At 70.3% G+C, this 17,002-nt stretch carries 16 protein-coding genes; 11 read left to right on the top strand and 5 right to left on the bottom strand.

The features are described 5' to 3' along the window. Positions 1-276: 276 nt before the first annotated feature. From E2C06_RS04590 to E2C06_RS04580, 3 genes are all read right to left on the bottom strand, one after another. The gene (locus E2C06_RS04590) at positions 277-807 is read right to left on the bottom strand and encodes a cytochrome P460 family protein (RefSeq protein ID WP_133287406.1); all 531 of its coding nucleotides are present in this window, start codon (positions 805-807) and stop codon (positions 277-279) included. Between the two features lie 71 nt (positions 808-878). After that, the gene (locus E2C06_RS04585) at positions 879-1,865 is read right to left on the bottom strand and encodes a catalase family peroxidase (protein WP_165982216.1); all 987 of its coding nucleotides are present in this window, start codon (positions 1,863-1,865) and stop codon (positions 879-881) included. 282 nt (positions 1,866-2,147) lie between these two features. Beyond that, on the bottom strand, positions 2,148-2,621 hold the full coding sequence (locus E2C06_RS04580) for a nuclear transport factor 2 family protein (RefSeq protein ID WP_133287404.1): 474 nt from the start codon (positions 2,619-2,621) through the stop codon (positions 2,148-2,150). A 300-nt stretch (positions 2,622-2,921) separates the two neighbouring features. On the opposite strand from E2C06_RS04580, the gene E2C06_RS04575 reads away from it, so the two are divergent. Then, positions 2,922-3,386 (top strand): DUF1348 family protein, encoded by a 465-nt coding sequence (locus E2C06_RS04575; protein ID WP_133287403.1) that lies wholly within the window; start codon positions 2,922-2,924, stop codon positions 3,384-3,386. 156 nt (positions 3,387-3,542) lie between these two features. Here E2C06_RS04575 and E2C06_RS04570 read toward each other — a convergent pair whose 3' ends face one another. Then, positions 3,543-6,506, bottom strand: coding sequence for an ATP-binding protein (locus E2C06_RS04570; protein WP_165982215.1), 2,964 nt, complete (start codon positions 6,504-6,506; stop codon positions 3,543-3,545). A gap of 748 nt (positions 6,507-7,254) precedes the next feature. Between E2C06_RS04570 and E2C06_RS04565 the strand changes: the two genes are divergently transcribed. From E2C06_RS04565 to E2C06_RS04555, 3 genes are all read left to right on the top strand, one after another. Beyond that, positions 7,255-7,926 carry a helix-turn-helix domain-containing protein gene (locus E2C06_RS04565; protein WP_165982214.1) on the top strand — a complete coding sequence of 224 codons (672 nt, stop codon included), beginning with the start codon at positions 7,255-7,257 and terminating at the stop codon, positions 7,924-7,926. 270 nt (positions 7,927-8,196) lie between these two features. After that, on the top strand, positions 8,197-9,216 hold the full coding sequence (locus E2C06_RS04560) for an alpha/beta fold hydrolase (protein ID WP_241671117.1): 1,020 nt from the start codon (positions 8,197-8,199) through the stop codon (positions 9,214-9,216). A gap of 49 nt (positions 9,217-9,265) precedes the next feature. Next, positions 9,266-10,084: an alpha/beta fold hydrolase gene (locus E2C06_RS04555; protein ID WP_133287633.1), complete on the top strand. Its 819-nt coding sequence runs from the start codon at positions 9,266-9,268 to the stop codon at positions 10,082-10,084. A 103-nt stretch (positions 10,085-10,187) separates the two neighbouring features. On the opposite strand, the gene E2C06_RS38595 is transcribed toward E2C06_RS04555, so the two are convergent. Further along, complete coding sequence (locus E2C06_RS38595; protein WP_206664432.1) at positions 10,188-10,349, bottom strand: hypothetical protein; 162 nt, start codon at positions 10,347-10,349, stop codon at positions 10,188-10,190. Between the two features lie 25 nt (positions 10,350-10,374). On the opposite strand from E2C06_RS38595, the gene E2C06_RS04550 reads away from it, so the two are divergent. From E2C06_RS04550 to E2C06_RS04520, 7 genes are all read left to right on the top strand, one after another. Then, positions 10,375-11,148 (top strand): MBL fold metallo-hydrolase, encoded by a 774-nt coding sequence (locus E2C06_RS04550; RefSeq protein WP_206664431.1) that lies wholly within the window; start codon positions 10,375-10,377, stop codon positions 11,146-11,148. 63 nt (positions 11,149-11,211) lie between these two features. After that, positions 11,212-11,964, top strand: coding sequence for an SDR family NAD(P)-dependent oxidoreductase (locus E2C06_RS04545; RefSeq protein WP_456305170.1), 753 nt, complete (start codon positions 11,212-11,214; stop codon positions 11,962-11,964). 181 nt (positions 11,965-12,145) lie between these two features. Continuing rightward, a complete protein-coding gene (locus E2C06_RS04540; RefSeq protein WP_206664430.1) occupies positions 12,146-12,688 on the top strand; it encodes a DUF302 domain-containing protein in 543 nt (180 codons plus the stop codon). Positions 12,689-12,727: 39 nt separating this feature from the next. Next, on the top strand, positions 12,728-13,990 hold the full coding sequence (soxC, locus tag E2C06_RS04535) for a sulfite dehydrogenase (protein ID WP_133287399.1): 1,263 nt from the start codon (positions 12,728-12,730) through the stop codon (positions 13,988-13,990). Beyond that, the gene (locus E2C06_RS04530) at positions 13,977-14,537 is read left to right on the top strand and encodes a c-type cytochrome (protein WP_133287398.1); all 561 of its coding nucleotides are present in this window, start codon (positions 13,977-13,979) and stop codon (positions 14,535-14,537) included. Before soxC ends, E2C06_RS04530 begins: the two co-directional genes overlap by 14 nt. An 813-nt stretch (positions 14,538-15,350) precedes the next feature. Then, positions 15,351-16,043, top strand: a complete 693-nt coding sequence (locus tag E2C06_RS40715) for a transposase (RefSeq protein WP_165982213.1) — start codon at positions 15,351-15,353, stop codon at positions 16,041-16,043. Next, positions 16,027-16,998 carry a Bug family tripartite tricarboxylate transporter substrate binding protein gene (locus tag E2C06_RS04520; protein WP_133287397.1) on the top strand — a complete coding sequence of 324 codons (972 nt, stop codon included), beginning with the start codon at positions 16,027-16,029 and terminating at the stop codon, positions 16,996-16,998. The genes E2C06_RS40715 and E2C06_RS04520 overlap by 17 nt, the downstream gene beginning before the upstream one ends. The last annotated feature ends 4 nt before the right edge of the window (positions 16,999-17,002 follow it).

Raw genomic sequence — 17,002 nt, 5'->3', positions numbered from 1 at the left:
CCCGCATAGCTCACCGAGACGCGTGACTTTGCTTCCTCCATGTCATGCTCCCTCCCGGCGATCACGTGGGTCGCATCATGCGGTCGGCTCCGGAGCCATCTGTCCGGCTTCCCTCGGGCGTTTCCCTGAATGCAGGTTGGTCCGGTCCCGAAGTCTCTCTCCTGGCAGCGGGCGAGCGCTGGTCCGACCTGCGAGGCGGCAGGGCCGCATGGCATTTGGGCGCCGGGGCTGCTGCCGACGTCCCGGGGCGGGATTCATGATCGAAGCCGATGCCGCTCAAGGCGCGTAGCGCGTGAAGACGAAATCGGCCGTGCCCGGCGCTTGGCTGTGGCAGGGAAAGCATGTGCCGAGGAGCGCCTCGTCGCGGTTGGGCCTGCCGCCCTCGAACTGGCCGAATCCCCAGCCACCCGTGCCGGGGTACCGGCTCGAATCCTTGACGCTGAACTGGACATTCGTGGGGGCGCCGGCGACGAAGGATTGGGTCCGGCCGAAGGCCGCGTTGTTTCCGGCCGACGGCTCATGGCGCCAGGCCAGCCTTGCGATGATCGCGCCATCCGGGAAGGGGGTGATCCCTTCCCGGAAGGCTTTCGCCGCGACGTCGTTGCCCAGGACGGCGCGCAGGTCATTGAGGCTGCCCGCTTCATGGGCCACGCTGATCAACTGCCAATTGCGATATCCGGCAGGCATCCTGACACCGAACACGGCCGACGCCTCGTCCTCAGCATGGCCGGCCAGAACAGGGACCACCCCGACGGCGGCACATGCGACGGCTGCAACCGCAAGCGCGGGCGTTGATGTCCGTGCCATGTCGCAAGTCTCCCTTTCGCGGGCTGAGGATGGACGCCGGCCCGGCCGCCCCGCCGAGTGCCGCGCCGCCATCAGGGATTCCGGGCCCTGAAGGCCACCGCATAGACGGCCGCACGGGCGGCAAAGAACGGGTCGTTGCCGGGCTCGAGGCCAGGGAGTTCCTTGCCGGGCAGGAAGCCGATCGGCTTCTCGGCCTCGGCCGGGTTGGCCACCGCGGCCGTCACCAGGATCTGCCCGAGGTCGACGATCCGGCGGCTCTCGGGCCAGGCGATGGTGGCATTGTCCGTGGGGTCGCCGGGTTCGGCCACCTGGACCTGCAGGCGGAACGCCACCGGGCCACGGTCCAGCCGGCCATGCATCTCCTCGAACAGGGCATCGGGCGGGCTCGCTGCGGCATCCTCGGGCTTGCGGGCAAGCTCCCCCGCCTCGGGCACGATGCGCCAGCGGACATCGTGCCGCTCGCCGGCGGCATTGGTCAGGCGATAGGCATGGATCGCGAAATAGCTCGCGGTGCCGAAGCTCTCCGGCATCGGCTTCAGCATGGCGAGGAAGCGCTGGGTCTCCGGGTGGGCCGCGACGTGGCGCTGGATCGCCGTGGGCGACGCACTGCCGGGCGGGCTGGCCTGCAAGGCCTCGTTGAAGGCGATGAAATCCTCCGGCGTTGCCGAGACGAAGACCGGCATGTTGAGGCACATGAGGTCGGTCGAGCTGCCATCCGGCAGCAGGAAGGTCATCGCCATGCCGTGGACCGGCTCCGCCCGGTCGGGAACGGTCAGGGTCCCGCCGCTGTCGGAGAAGCGGATCACCATCGGCACTGTCCCGCCCTGCAGGTGAGGTGCCTTGCTGAGCGCAGCAGCGCCCGGGCTGGCGGTGAAGGTGCCCTTGAACACCTCGCCTTTCGCATGGTTGACGCGCCGGCCCGGCAGCACTTCCGGGTTGTTGCGCGACATCACGTCGAACAGCCGCTGGCCCAATTGCTCATTGTTCTGACCCGCCGCCGGCCAGATGCCCGCGCCGGCGGCCAGCAGCAAGGCCAAGGCGAAACCGCGCTTCCTCATGACATCGCTCCGAGGGCTGTGTGGCGAGACCAGCCTGGTAGGTTGACCTGCCCGGGCACGGCAGGCCGGACTGCGTCCCGCCGGCCTCACGGGCAGTCGTCGCATGGTTCTCTCATCGGGCATTGCGCATTCGCACGCCATACTGGCTCCGATACGGAAGCGCGTCGCGGCGGTGCAGCGGCGCTCGATCCGCAGGGCGCGCATTGCGCATGCCGGGACCCGCGCAGGGACTCCGCCGCGCGCGGCCACCAGGCTCGCCGGGGCGCGCATCGCGCCCGCCGGTCAAAGATTGAGTTCGGACAGGCCGGGATGATCCGGCGGCCGCGGTCCGGTGCGGTCCCAATGGAATTTCCGCTCCGCCTCGGTGATCGGCAGGTCGTTGATCGAGGCATGCCGCAGCCGCACCAGCCCATGCCGGTCGAATTCCCAGGCCTCGGTGCCGTAGCACCGTGTCCACCGGCCAGCCGGATCGTGCCACTCATAGGCAAAGCGGGCAGCGATCCGGCTACCCCCGAAGGCCCAAAGCTCCCGGATCAGGCGGTAGTCGAGTTCCCGCATCCAGGTGCGCGCCAGGAACCGGGTGATGGCCGGCCGCCCTTGCATGATCTCGGTCCGGTTCCGCCAAAGGCTGCCGGCAGCGGAGGCGAGGGCCACCCGCGCCGGGTCGCAGGAATTCCAGGCATCCTCGGCGGTCCTGACCTTCAGCACCGCACTGGCTTCGGTGAAGGGCGGCAGGGGTTGGCGATCCTTGGCCACGCGATCTCCCCGGTGCAGGATGGCGGTGCTGCAGCGCCGCGCCCGGGTGCCGCGAGCCATCGCCCGACGGTTGCCGGCGCCCGGTTCCGCGGTATTCCGCCCAGGACCGGTGCTTGCGCGAATGCATGGTCGGGCCGCCCCGCCCCGCTCGGCGGGACGACCGGGCGCGGTGGCGCCCCGCGCTAACCAGCAAACCGCCGGACGCAGGGAAAAGCCGCCCGCATCGGCCGGGACGATGCTGCCCGAATGCTGGCAAAGCCGGGCTGCACGGCCGGCGATCGTCGACGCGGAGCCCACCCGATGCCCGAGCCGCTACGGCCGCTGACCGCCGATACCCTGGCCGCAAGGGTGCGCATGATGGAGGACGCCTGGAACACCTGCGCGCCGGAGCGCGTCGCACTCGCCTATAGCCCCGACAGCGTCTGGCACTGCCGTACCGAAGTCCTGCGCGGGCGCGCCTCGCTCCTGCGCTACCTGACCCGGAAATGGAGCCGGGAGCTCGAGTACCGCCTGGTGGTGGCGCCCTGGACCTTTTCTGCAGACCGCATCGCCGTCCGCTTTGCCTATGAATGGCGCGACGATAGCGGCAATTGGTTCCGCAGCTACGGCAACGGCCATTGGAAGCTCGACGCGGCGGGGCTGGTGACCCATCGCTACGCCACCGTCAACGACCAGCCCATCCCCGAGGCCGGCCGCCGCCTGCGCTGGGAGTGGACCTGCATCCGTCCGGCCGACCATGCCGGCCTCGAGGAACTGGGCCTCTGACGGCCAGTCTCGCCACCACCAGGCTGAAAGCAGGGATGGAAAGGCACCGGGCCGGGTTGCGGCGGCGGCCGCACGGCGCAGCGCGACCGCAGCCCGGCAATTCCAATGTCGTCATGCCGGGTCGCGTGCCGCTAGGCCGCGCAAACCTGGCGCGATTCAGTCCGGCGCCCGGTCCTGCATCCTCCGGTCGTCCCCGTGCCCGTCGCTTGGCGGCGCGTCGTCGGGCGGCGCCACGGGGCCAGGCCGCGGCGCAGGCCAGGACATCCCCGCGGCGCGGCGTTCCAACTCGTCGAGCAGCAGCCTCGCGGCCAGCAGGTCGGCGGTCGCAAAGCCCTCGGTGAACCGGCCGTGGACCGCGGCAAGCTGCTGCGCCGCGTCGCGGTGACGGCCCTGGCGGGACCAGAGCCGGGCCAGGCTCATCGCGCCACGCAACTCCCAGCTCAGCGCATCCTTTGCCCGTGCCAGCTCGATCGACCGCAGGAGCATGGCCTCGGCCGCCTGCGGCGCTGTATCCGGCCGGCCGGCCAGGATCCCGCCCTTGATGCGGAGCATCTCGGGCATGCACATCAGGTCGCCGACGCTCTCCGCCCGTTCGATGGCGCCGTCGATCGTCGCCAGCGCCTCCTCAGGGCGGCCCAGCGAGACAAGCCCCTCGGCGATGGCGCAGCAGAACGGGGTGACGCGCATCTGGTAGCGGTCGCGTTGCAGCGTCCCGAGCGCGGTGCGCAGCGCCACGACACCGGCCTCGGCTTGGCCGCGGCGGATGGCGATCTCGCCCCTGATCCCCATGCCGGATGCAAGGTAGGGTGCCAGGGAATGACGCTTCGCCTGCGCGATGAACTGCTCGAGATGCTCCTCCGCCCGCGCAAGGTCGCCGGCCCAGAGGAAGACCGCGACGGCGTAGAGCAGCGCGATGCAATGGGTGCCGGGATGGCCGAGCTGAACCGCTTCCTCGATGGTCTCGAGCGCGACGGACACCGCCCGGTCCGGCCGGCCACGGAGCCAGAGGGTCTGCGCCAGCGATATCATCGCATGGTTCCTGGTGCTGAAGCCGAGGCGTACCGGACCGTCGGCCGGTATCCCCCGGGCCAGCGAGGCGGAGAGCAGCAGCTCGGCCTCCGCATGCCGCCCCAGCAGGTTGTAGTTGGAGCCGACCAGGCCGTCCGCCGCCGCAATCGCATCCGGGTCGCCAAGCTGCAGGGCGGTCGCCGCGCATCGCTCGGCATGAGCCAGCGCGTCCCGGTAGCGCCCCATGCGGAGATGCAGGATGTTGAGCCAGACCAGGAGTCGGTGCTGACGCTCCAGGTCGCCGATGCGCTCCGCGATCGCCGCGCTGCTTTCGAAGGCGGCGAAGACCCGTTCGCCGTTGCCATTCGTGAACATCAGCGAGACGCCGAGCGAGGCCTGCAGCTCCATCTCCTGCCGGGCTCCGCGCATGTCAGCCTCGAGCATGGCCAATGCCCGTTCCGTCCAGAGCAGGCATTCGGTCAGCAGCGACAGGCGGAGGAAGAGCGGCGCCGCGGCCGCGGCAAGATCGACGCCGATCCTGGGATCGCCGCCCTCGCCGAAGCACCAGGCGAGGGCGGCACGGACATTGCCGATATTGTCACGGTCGATGGATCCGGCCCGTGCCGTCTCGGCGGAGCCATGGCTCCGCAATGGCAGGCTGTCGCGGAAATACCCGGCATGCCGCCGGGCAACCGCAGCCCATTCGCCGCTGGCCGCCAACTTCTCGAGCGCATAGGCGCGCGTCGTGTCGAGCAGGCGGTAGGTTGTCCTCGCGCCGCCGGACCGCACCGCCACAAGGGATTTTGCGACGAGGCCGGCAAGAGAATCCAGCACCATCTCGCCACCGCGGACATCATCGGCTGCCACGGCCCTCGCCGCCGCCAGGTTGAAGCCGCCGACGAAGATCGCCAGCCGCCGCAGCACCAGGCGCTCCGGCTCGAGCAGCAGCGCGTGGCTCCAGTCGAGCGTCGCGGCGAGGGTCTGGTGGCGCGGATGTGCCGTGCGCCGGCCTCGCCAGACCAGCGGGAAGCTCCCGTCCAGCAGCCGCGCGGTCTCGGCGATGCCATAGACCCCGACGCGGCCGGCGGCGAGCTCTATCGCCAGGGGCATGCCGTCCAGGTTGCGGCATATGCCGGCCACGACGGGAGCCTCCTCGTCGCTCAGCTCGAAGGCGCTCTCGCCGGCGGCGACGCGCTCGACGAAGAGCTGCACCGCCGGAAAGGCCAGGGCCCTGGCGGCGTCCAGCGCCTCGTCCTCGGGCGGCGAGTCCAGCGCGGCCAGGCGCACGACGCGTTCCCCTTCGACGCGCAGCGCCTCCCGGCTCGTCGCCAGGATATGGGTTCCCGGCGCTTGCCGATGGATCTGCTCCGCCAGGACCGCGATGCTGTCGATGACATGTTCGCAGCTGTCGAGGATCAGCAGCAGCCGCCGGTCGCGCAGGAAGGCGATGATGGCGGGGCTCGCATCCGCGGTCCGGACCGCGATGCCGAGGGCGGAGGCGACGGCCCCTACCGCGAGGCCCGGATCGCCGACCGGCCCGAGGTCCACCATGCAGACCTGCCCCGCGAAGGTTTCGAGGAACTCATGCCCGAGGCTGACGGCGAGGGTCGTCTTGCCGATGCCGCCCGGCCCGATCAGGGACACGAATCGCTCGGCGACGAGCCGCGCTGCGACAGCCCGCGTCACCGCATCCCGCCCGAGGAGGCGCCCGAGGCGGGCAGGGAGGATGTAGGAAGGGTCGACCGCCTGGCGCTGGCTGGCCGCTGCCGCGTCGGACAGCCTGACGTCGCCGACGAAGGTGTAGCCGCGGCCCGGCAGCGTGACGATGTAGCGTGCCGCGCCTTCTCCGTCGCCGAGCGCCTTGCGGAGCGCCGCGATGTGGAAGCGCAGGCTGCCTTCGTCGACGACGACATCGGGCCAGACCTTCGCCATCAGTTCCCGCTTGCTCACCGGCTGCCGCGCATTGCCGACGAGTACACGGAGCAGGTCGAAGGCGCGGCTTCCCAGGAGGACGGGCTGCCCATCCTTCAGCAGCAGCCGCGTCTGGGCGACCAGCCGGAAAGGGCCGAAATCAACCGGGGCAGTCGACGGGCCGCTCGAGGCAGCGGTCATGCCGTGCCCTCGCGGGCGCCTGGCGTCGCTTCGGCCCGGCGCCGCATGCCGCATCCCCGGCCCCGCGCAGGCAGCAGGGATGACCGTCCGGTCGGAGGACAGGGACCGCCGAGATCGGAGATCTGGCTCATCCCCAGCACCTGCTCCTTCTCCATCCATGCTCGATCCGGGCAATGATGGCGCGCACGCCGTCGTGTGCGGCCATGGCTTCGGCGCTTCGGAACCGGTACGCACCGCAACATCCCTGCCGGATGCCGGTTCCATGCGACCGATCAGGCGGCGGATCCGGCCCCGGTGCGGTCAGCCATTCGGAAGGGCAGCGACCCACGCTTCTCACACCCGCTCACAGCACATAACGGGCTTTCAGGGGTGGCTCGCGGCATCATGACGGAGTCGCAAACCGGCAATCCGTTGCGACGTGGCTGGCGCGGCGGAGCACTCAATCCCGCCGGAAGGGCGCGTTGCACGGGACGAGGAGACCTCCATGTTTCTCCAGGCGAATGTCGACCCGCAGCCTCCGGGCCTGTCGCACCGTGCGTATCCGTCGCCCGGCATACCCGGGCGACCCGCCTCGGGCCTGCCACTCGAATCGGCATGGCGAAGCACCGGGGGGTGCCACGATGACGGCTGGGCCCGCACCGCCGTGCTGGCCTCCCGCTGGATCGACCCTTCCTCCGAACGGCGCCGGGCCGAGGCCACCACGCCGGCCGACTGCCATGTTCTAGCGATTTCGCTGCAACGGACACGCATGCGCCTCAGCGCCGGCCGGAGGGATATCTTCGACGGCGTCATGGCGGCGGGCGCGGTGCAGGTGACCAAGCCCGGCCAGACGCTGGTGGCCGAGTTCGACACGCCTTGCGACTTCATCCATATCCGGCTGCCGCGGCATTTCGTCGAGACGGACGGCCTGGGCGCCAGGATGGCCGACGCGGCAGGCCGTGTCCTGCGCGACCCCCTGGCCGCCCAGCTTGCCCGCAGCCTCGCCGACCGGCCGCATGCGCGGGAACCGCTCTATGCCGAGAGCATCGCGCGCACTCTGCTGCTGCGCCTCGCGGCGCATCAGGCTGTGCCGCCGACGACCTGCCCGCTGCCGAAATGGCGCCTGAGGCGTGTCCAGGACTATCTCGAGTCCAACCTGTCCGAAGCGGTGACGCTCATCGACCTGGCCCAGGTTGCGGGGCTGTCGCGATCGTACTTCGCCGCCCAGTTCCGCGCCACGACCGGCTACCGCCCGCACGACTATGTCGTAGCGCATCGCATCGACCGCGCCAAGGCCATGCTGGCCGAGGATCATACGCCCCTCGTCGAGATCGCGCTCGCCGTGGGGTTCCAGACGCAGGCGCATTTCTCGACCGTCTTCAAGCGCTGCACCGGCACCACCCCGGGCCGCTGGCGGCTGGCGCATCTGCCGCAACGCTGACGCCCTGGCACCGGCGCGGCTGGCCTTCGCCGGGCTGCGGCCCGGCGTGCCCCGCGCGCGGCTTGCGCCACCGGGCATAACGGAACCCTGCCCGCGCAATCGGAAAGAAGCGCGTTGCCGGCGTCCTTAGCCTGCATCGGTGACGCAGCGCCGGATCGGAGACGCCCAGGAACGTCCCGGCGCGGCATGGCCTCGGGCGACCGTGGCCAGGGCCGGCCGACAGGGTCGAGGTCATGCGAGGCGAAGGCTGTCGAAGGCAGGGAGGTTCCGATGCGCACACCCCGTGACGAGGCGATGCCGCCTTTCACCGGCACTCCGGCAGCCACGGCCCTGATCCACGGCCGCCGCCACGCCCTCTCGCTCGCCGCTCTCGGTATCGGTGCGGCGCTGGCGGTGCCGCATGCCGTCGCTGCAGGCGCCCCGCCTGTCGTCCATTACCGGGTGGCGAGCATAGAAGGCGTGAAGGTCTTCTACCGCGAAGCCGGCCCTGCCGATGCGCCGGTGGTGCTGCTGTTGCACGGCTTCCCGACATCCTCGCACATGTTCCGCAACCTGATCCCGAGCCTGGCTGACCGGTACCGCGTCGTCGCGCCCGACTATCCCGGCTTCGGCCAGAGCGACATGCCCGACCACAAGGCCTTCGCCTATACCTTCGACCGCTTCGGCACCCTGGTGGATGGGCTGCTCGATCGCCTGGGCATCGGCCGGTACGCCATGTACGTCATGGACTACGGGGCGCCGGTCGGCTGGCGCCTCGCACTGAAGCACCCGGAAAGGATCACCGGCCTCGTCGTGCAGAATGGCAACGCCTATGACGAGGGCCTGGGTGCCTTCTGGGATCCGATCAAGGCCTATTGGGCCGACAACTCGGCGGAGCGGCGGCAGGCATTGAACTTCCTGGTGGCGCCGGCAACGACGAAGTTCCAGTACACCGACGGCGTCCGTGACGTGACACGGATCGCCCCGGACAATTGGGTGCAGGACCAGGCGCTGCTCGATCGTCCGGGCAATGCCGATATCCAGCTGGACCTCTTCTACGACTACCGCACGAACGTCCCGCTCTACCCGGCAGTGCAGGCCTATTTCCGCCAGCGCCGACCGCCGACGCTGATCGTCTGGGGCGCCAACGACACGATCTTCCCGGCATCGGGTGCGCATCCCTTCAGGCGCGACCTTCCGGATGCCGAGCTGCACCTGCTCGACACCGGCCATTTCGCGCTGGAGGACAAGCTCGACGAGATGGCGCCGCTCATCCGCGGCTTCCTCGACCGGAAGGTCGCTCCACGCTGAAGCCGGCCGCGGTCGTCACCGCAGTTCCACCGAAAGAGGGAGATCCATGATGGGCACCGTCACTGTCGAGGATGGCACGCAGATCTACTACAAGGATTGGGGCCAGGGCCGCCCCATCGTCTTCAGTCATGGCTGGCCGCTGAGCGCCGATGCCTTCGAGGACCAGATGTTCTTCCTGGCGCAGCGCGGCTACCGCTGCATCGCGCATGACCGCCGCGGCCATGGCAGGTCCAGCCAGCCCTGGGCCGGCAACGACCTCGACACCTACGCCGACGACCTCGCGGCGCTGGTGCGTGCGCTGGACCTGCGCGACGCGATCCATGTCGGCCACTCCACCGGGGGCGGCGAGGTCACGCGCTACATCGGCCGCCACGGCACCGGGCGCGTCGCCAAGGTCGCGCTGATCGGCGCGATCCCGCCGTTGATGGTGAAGACCAACGCCAACCCGCTCGGCACGCCTCTCGAGGCCTTCGACAAACTCCGCGCCGGCGTGCAGGCCGACCGTGCGACGTTCTGGCGCGACCTGAGCCTGCCCTTCTACGGCTACAACCGCCCGGGCGCCGCGATCTCGGAGGGCGTGCGGGAGGATTTCTGGCGGCAGGGCATGATGGCGGGCTTTCCCGCATCCTATTTCTGCATCAAGGCCTTTTCCGAGACGGACCTGACCGAGGACCTGGCGCGCATCGATGTCCCCACCCTCGTCCTGCACGGCAGCGACGACCAGATTGTGCCCATCGCCGCCTCGGCGATGCTGTCCTCGCGGATGATCCGCGGCGCCACGCTGAAGGTCTATGACGGCGCGCCGCACGGCATGTGCACGACGCTCAAGGACCGCGTCAACGCGGAGCTGCTGAGCTTCATCGCCTAGGGCGGTCGGGGGTCCGCCGCGGGCAACCGCGGCACCTTTTCTGAGCCGAAAACTTCGCGGCAACCGCGCCGCACGACACAACCGGAGGTGCCATGACCCCCGTTCACCGCGCCTCACCGTCGCGCCGCGGCTTCTGCCTGTGCTGCCTGAGCGCGCCGGCCCTCATCGCGTCCGGCGCCTGGCTGACGCCGCGGCAGGCCTTCGCCGAGGCGCGCGGGATCGTCGACACGATCAAGGCGGAAGCGGCGCGGGCGCCGATCGCCATCCATAGGTTGCGCGGTGACGTCGCCGTGCTCGAAGGCTCCGGCGGCAATGTCGCGGTGCTGACGGGGTCCGATGGCAAGCTGATGGTGGATGCAGGGATCGGCGCATCGCGCCGCCAGATGACAGGCGCGCTCGCCGAACTCGGCGCCGAGCCGGTGACGCGGCTGATCAATACCCATTGGCACTTCGACCATTCGGACGGCAATGAATGGTTGCATTCGGTCGGCGCCCGGATCCTGGCGCATGAGAACACCCGCAAGCATCTTTCCACCACGCAGCGGGTGGAAGACTGGTCCTACGATTTTCCGGCCGTGCCGGCGGGGGGCCTGCCGGTGGATGTCTTCGCTCAGGACCACAGGCTGCGCGCCAACGGCACCACGCTGCAGCTTCGCCACTATGGCCCGGCGCATACCGACAGCGACATCTCGGTACACTTCGTCGAACCCGATATCCTGCACACCGGCGACACGTTCTGGAACGGCGCCTATCCCTTCATCGACTATTCCACCGGCGGCAGCATCGACGGCACGATCCGCGCAGCGGATGCCAATCTGGCGATGACGACGGACCGCACGATCGTCGTTCCGGGGCATGGCCGACCGGTGAGCAACCGGCGTGAGCTCCAGGACTTCCGCGACATGCTTGTCGACGTCCGCATGAAGGTTGCGGCCCTGAAGCGGAACGGACTTTCGTTGGAGCAGGTGATCGCCGCCAAGCCGACCGGCGATCACGACGCGACATGGGGCAGCTTCGTCATCAGCCCCGACCTGTTCACCAGGCTTGTTCTTGAGGGTGTCTGACCCGGCAGCGAAGCGCGCGCAATCGGCACCGGTAAGCCGCGACAATCACCAGCAGGAGATCGTATGATGGGTCGGCTCGATGGAAAGATCGCGGTGATCACCGGTGCGAACAGCGGCATCGGCCTTGCCGCCGCCAAGCGGTTCGCCAGGGAAGGCGCCCGCGTCTTCATGACGGCGCGCCGCGAAAAGGAACTCGCTGCCGCGGTGGCGGAGGTGGGCGGGAGCGCCCGGGGAATCCAGAGCGACGTCTCCCGCTTGGCGGACCTGGATCGTCTCTTCGCCATCGTCCGCGAAGAGGCGGGAAGGATCGACGTGCTCTTCGCCAATGCCGGCGGCGGCAGCTTCGCGGCGCTCGGGTCGATCACCGAGGAGCATTTCGACAGCACCTTCGCCACCAATGTCCGCGGTACCCTCTTCACGGTCCAGAAGGCCCTTCCGCTGCTCAAGGACGGTGCCTCGGTCATCCTGACCGGCTCGACCGCCGCGACGAAGGGCACCCCCGCCTTCAGCGTGTACAGCGCGAGCAAGGCGGCCATCCGCAACTTCGCGCGCAGCTGGATCCTGGATCTCGCGCCACGCCGGATCCGCGTCAACGTGCTCGCGCCGGGATCGACCTCCACCCCGGGATGGCACGGCCTCGCACCGACGGGCGAGACCCATGGGCAGATGGTCCGCATGGTGGAACAGACGACGCCGCTGGGGCGCCTCGGCGATGTCGAGGAGACTGCCGGCGCGGCGCTGTTCCTGGCATCGGACGAGAGCAGCTTCGTCAACGGCGTCGAGTTGTTCGTCGATGGCGGATCAGCCCAGATCTAGGCGCGCGTCGTGCATGGCCCGCGTGCCGCACTGCCCTTCCGCCGCCACCCCGGCCGGGTCCGGGGGACGCTTCGATCAGGCGCGCGGCGCCGCTTCCGCTTGCGGGGATGCCCGCGGGCGTCGCATCCGGGCGCGTCTTGCCTCGACCGCCTGGCGCCCGGGGAGGTACGGACAGGCTGCCGTGCGGGACCTCGGCGGCTGCCTGGCCACCGGTTTGAACAGGGTGCATGCGATGAGGGATCAGGCCTGGATTTCGCGGCGGGCGGCGGCATGTGGCGTGATGCTCGCCGTCGCGGCCCCGGCGACGAATGCGCTGGCGATGGAGGCTGGGATGACGGAGACCAAGCGGCTGGAGAGCGCGTATCCCTTCGCGGACACCCTGCAGAAGCTGCGTTCCGCACTGGAGGGCAGGGGCTTCACGATCTTCGCGGCCATTGATCAACGCGAGGCCGCCAGGTCGGCCGGTCTCGAGATGCCGCCGACGACGCTTCTCGTCTACGGCAATCCGAAGGGCGGCACGCCGCTGATGATCGCCGCTCCCGACTTCGGCCTCGAGTTGCCGCTGAAGCTCCTGGTGCGCGAGGAGGCGGGGGGCAAGGTGCTCGTCGTCTACACGCCCGCGAGCTCGCTCGAGGGCAGGCACGGTCTGCCGGCGGGACTTGCCGCCAGGCTCGCGGGTGCCGAACCTCTCATTGCCGATGCGGTCGGCGCGACGTCGAACTGAGTCCCTGGCCCATCGCGTCCGCAGGCAGGAGCCGGCAGCATGAGACTGACATTCACGGGCAGGGGACGCGCACGGGATGGCGGCGATCCCTCGCGTCGGCGCATTCTGGCCGGCGCCGCAGGCGTCGCCGTCGCCGGACCTGCGGCCGCCGACACCCTCGCCGACGTGCCGCCGCGCGGGCCCGGCGCGCCGCTTTCCTCGACCAGCGAGCGTTCCGAATACGTGCACCTCTCGCGCATCCCGGAATCCACGCCCGGCCGCCGGCCGGTCGACCCGAGCGAGGCGATCAACTCGAAGGCGCCGCTCGACAGGCTGGTGGGCACGATCACGCCGGCCGATCTGCACTACGAACGCAGCCATGCCGGCGTGCCGGACATCGATCCCGCCCGGCACCGGCTGCTGGTGCATGGCATGGTGAAGCGCGATCTCGTCTTCACCATGGAAGACATCCGCGCCATGCCCGCGACCTCGCGCGTCGCCTTCCTGGAATGCACCGGCAACGGCTGGGAGAACTGGAAGCAGGCGCCGCCCGATGTGACGGTGCAGAACACCCATGGGCTGGTCAGCACCAACGAGTGGACCGGCGTGCCGCTCCGCTTCCTCATCGACCTCGTGGGTGCCGACCCGGGCTCGACCTGGATGCTGGCGGAAGGCGGCGACGGATCCGCGGTTGCCCGCAGCATCCCGCTCACCGACGAGATCATCGCCGAGGGAATGCTCGCCTATGGCCAGAATGGCGAGCCGCTGCGGCCCGCGCATGGCTTTCCGCTGCGCCTGTTCCTGCCGGGCTTCGAGGGCAACCTGAACATCAAGTGGCTGCGGCGCCTGAAATTCGGCGACCGTCCCTTCATGACGCGGTGGGAGACCGCCCGCTACACCCAGCTTCAGGCGAATGGCGCGGCGCGCCAGTTCCAGCTCCGGCAGGAGGTGAATTCGGTGATCACCTCGCCGTCCGGGATGATGCAGATCCGTCCGGGCTTCAATCGGCTCACCGGGCTGGCCTGGAGCGGCTTCGGCCGCATCACGCGGGTCGAGGTCAGCACCGACGGCGCCAGGACCTGGCGCGATGCCGCGATCGCCGGGCCCGCCCTGCCCAAGGCGCAGGCCCGCTTCCAGGCGGACTGGGCCTGGGACGGCAGCCCGACGAAGATCGTCAGCCGCGCCACCGACGAGGCGGGCAACCTGCAGCCGGACCGCGCGAGCTTCATCGCCAGGACCGGGACGAACGCCCTGTTCCACTACAACGCCCAGCAGACCTGGGCCATCGACGCCGGGGGAAACGTCCGCAATGTCCTGGCCTAGACCCGCAGCGCTCGGCCTCGCCGCGGCCCTCAGCTGCGCCCTGGCTGCCCCCGCCGCGGAGTTCGGCCGCCCGGCCAGCCCGGCTGAGGTGACGCTCTGGGACATCGATGTCCGGCCTGACGGCAAGGGCCTGCCGGCGGGCAGCGGCAGCGTCGCCCGCGGGACGCAGGTCTTCGAGGAGAGCTGCGCCGCCTGCCACGGCGAGAGCGGCCAGGGTGGTCTCGCCGACCGTCTTGCGGGTGGTCAGGGCAGCCTGGCCTCGGACCACCCGGTCAAGACGGTCGGCAGCTTCTGGCCCTATGCCACGACGCTGTTCGACTACGTGCGGCGGGCGATGCCCTACCCGGCGCCGCAGACGCTCAGCGACGACGACACCTATGCCGTCGTCGCCTATATCCTGAACCTCAACGGCATCGTGCCGGCCGATGCGATTCTCGACCGCACCAGCCTGACCGCGATCCGCATGCCCAACCGCGATGGCTTCGTCCCGGACCGGGAGTTCAGCATCATCCGCAACGCCCGGCAGCCTCCCGCGAGCAGGCCATGACGAAGGCCGGCTGGCGCCAGGTCAGCGCCAGGCCGCTCGCTTCGGGGGCTCTCCCTGCGGTCGGCGGGCTCATTTGGATCAAGGCGTCGCGGTCGTCGGCGGCACCCGTGAACGGGAACATCGCGCGGCTGGCGCGGCGGGTCGCCGCCATGGCTGCCGTGGCGTGCGATGCATGGCCACCCGGCGCGACGAATGGGATCGCGCGGCGACGGAGGCCGTGCCCGCCTGTCGCAACAGCGCTTCGCGGGTCTGGGAACCCGCCGGGCTAGGCAAGCCCTGGCTCGGCCGAGGCTTCCGCGCGCCGCGATCCGGGCTTCCTGGCCATGGCGGCGGTCCGCGGTTCGGTGCATCCCGCGCTCGGCGGCAAGGCCGCCTGGAGCGCGGATGGCCTCGCTGGGCTTCCGGGCAAAGGGTTCGTGACGGCGAAGCCGGGCACGTCCTTCGCGTCACCGCCTGATCATGCTGACCGCCCGCTCGTTCCCGGTCGCTCCAAGTACGGATGCCCGACCGGGGATCCGTGGCTTCGGTCGATCCGACGATGCCTGCGGATGGCCACCGCCCACGCGCTGCAGCAACGTGTGGAAAGCCGGGGACCTCACTTTCATCGGTGCCGGCGGGCGACCCGGCAGCCTGCTGCCGAAGACCACGGGCCGCCTTCCCCCGCTGGATCGACGGCCAGGGCGGCGGTCCAGGGCGGCGAAGGACCGCCCGGACGCGGACCGCCTGTTCCTTGCCTGACGCGGCGGGCCGGTTGCGGCTTGCGATAAGATTATTTTCCTGCTATCTTCGCTCGTTTGGTTTGGAGGCAGGCGCGTGACCCATTGCGAACCCGCACCGGCGAGGCTGCTGTCCGGCGTCGCGCGCCCGGCACTTTGTCCGATTCCTGCCACCCGCCCCTGGGCCCCCCTCGCCGATGCCGCATGGGCCGCTCTCGCGCCGCTGCTCCCGCGCAGCCGCCTGCCTGACCTTCGCCACCGGCTGAACTGCATTCTCGCCGTCGCCGCGCATGGCGTCGCCTGGGTGCCGGCCGGCGCGCAGGGCCCGTTCTGGCCGACCCTCTATCGCCACTACCATCGCTGGGCCCGTGCCGGGGTCTGGGCCCGGCTGCACGCGGCGGCCGCGGAAGCGGCGGACCCCGCGCTCCGGGCCCTGACGGGCTGGCTTGCCGCGCTGCACCGCCGCGCCGTCCGCATCCGCACGGCCTCACTTCAAGCGCTCAATTCCTCAAATCCTGAACCCGCCGCGCGGCCGGTACCGGCGGCACCGGCCTCCCCGCCCGATCCCGCCGCTTCGGCCTCAATTGCCTTGAGCCGATTCCGGTCCTCAATTCCCTCAAGTCCAAAACCGCCGACCGGAGGTGTCCAGCGGCCTCCCGGCCCTCGGCGGGGTGTCCGGAAGGGGCGGCGTGCCGTCGATCCCCCTGCCGGACCGGTTGCCACGTGCCGCGCGCACCGGCAGTTTGCCGCAACGGGGAAGGGAAACGGACAGCATGATGCGACGGCGTGATCTCGGCCTGCTGGCGGCGGCGCTCACTGCCCCGCGCCTCGCGCAAGCCCAGGCGGCCTGGCCCGACCGCACCGTGCGCCTGGTGGTGCCCTTCGGCGCCGGCGGGGCCTCCGACACCCTGGCCCGCACCGTCGCCAATGCCTTCGCCCCGCATGGCAACGGCCAGACCATGGTGGTGGAGAACCGCGGCGGCGCCGGCGGCACCATCGCCGGGGCCTTCGTCGCCCAGGCCAGGCCGGACGGCTATACCCTGATGCTGGCCGATCTTGGCGCCAACGCCATCGCGCGGGAGCTGCAGCCCAGCGTCCCCTACGACCCCGCCACCGCCTTCACCCCGATCTGCCACCTGGTGAACCTGCCGCTGGTCCTGGTCGTCCCGGCCTCCCTGCCGGTGCAGGACATGGCGGGCTTCATCGCCTATGCGCGGGCGAAAGGCGACATCCCCTATGCGCATCCCGGCATCGGCTATTCCGGCCACCTGGCGCACGAGTTGATGCTGCGCGACCTCGGCCTGAAGATGACGCCGGTGCCCTACCGAAGCGGCGCGGAGGTGGCGCGCAGCATCCTCGCGGCCGAGACGCTGTCGACCTTCATGACCGTCTCCACCGCGCTGCCCTTCATCCGGGAAGGCAAGGTGCGGCCGCTCGCGGTCTCCTCGAAGGGGCCGGTGGCCCTGCTGCCGGGCGTGCCGCCGGTGGCGGATACCCTGCCGGGATTCGAGGCGCTGGTCTGGAACGGCATCCTCGGCCCGGCCGGGATGGACCCGGGCGTGGTGGCCGCAGCCAACCGCAGCTTCAATGCCGTCCTGGCGGACCAGGCGGTGCGCGACAGCGTGCGCGACCGCCAGGCGGGCGACGTGGTCGGCGGCACGCCCGAGCAATTCGGTGCTTTCATCCAGGCCGAGATCGCGCGCTGGACGCCGCTGATCCGCGGCCTCGGCCTGCGGCTGGAGTGAGCGA

Source organism: Dankookia rubra (genome assembly GCF_004355005.1).
Classification (GTDB): domain Bacteria; phylum Pseudomonadota; class Alphaproteobacteria; order Acetobacterales; family Acetobacteraceae; genus Paracraurococcus; species Paracraurococcus ruber_A.
Note: the sequence above shows the minus strand (reverse complement) of the source record. Positions and strands in the feature narration are given on the sequence as shown.

Coding starts and splice junctions, on each gene's coding strand:
- E2C06_RS04530 (WP_133287398.1), top strand. CDS start 13,977: ATGTCCTGGCCTAGACCCGCAGCGCTCGGCCTCGCCGCGGCCCTCAGC.
- E2C06_RS04585 (WP_165982216.1), bottom strand. CDS start 1,865: ATGAGGAAGCGCGGTTTCGCCTTGGCCTTGCTGCTGGCCGCCGGCGCG.
- E2C06_RS38595 (WP_206664432.1), bottom strand. CDS start 10,349: ATGGCGATCGGCGCCCGCGCCGCTTCCGCCTTGATCGTGTCGACGATC.
- E2C06_RS04555 (WP_133287633.1), top strand. CDS start 9,266: ATGGGCACCGTCACTGTCGAGGATGGCACGCAGATCTACTACAAGGAT.
- E2C06_RS04560 (WP_241671117.1), top strand. CDS start 8,197: ATGCGCACACCCCGTGACGAGGCGATGCCGCCTTTCACCGGCACTCCG.
- E2C06_RS04590 (WP_133287406.1), bottom strand. CDS start 807: ATGGCACGGACATCAACGCCCGCGCTTGCGGTTGCAGCCGTCGCATGT.
- E2C06_RS04565 (WP_165982214.1), top strand. CDS start 7,255: ATGCGCCTCAGCGCCGGCCGGAGGGATATCTTCGACGGCGTCATGGCG.
- E2C06_RS04570 (WP_165982215.1), bottom strand. CDS start 6,506: ATGACCGCTGCCTCGAGCGGCCCGTCGACTGCCCCGGTTGATTTCGGC.
- soxC (WP_133287399.1), top strand. CDS start 12,728: ATGAGACTGACATTCACGGGCAGGGGACGCGCACGGGATGGCGGCGAT.
- E2C06_RS04575 (WP_133287403.1), top strand. CDS start 2,922: ATGCCCGAGCCGCTACGGCCGCTGACCGCCGATACCCTGGCCGCAAGG.
- E2C06_RS04520 (WP_133287397.1), top strand. CDS start 16,027: ATGATGCGACGGCGTGATCTCGGCCTGCTGGCGGCGGCGCTCACTGCC.
- E2C06_RS04545 (WP_456305170.1), top strand. CDS start 11,212: ATGATGGGTCGGCTCGATGGAAAGATCGCGGTGATCACCGGTGCGAAC.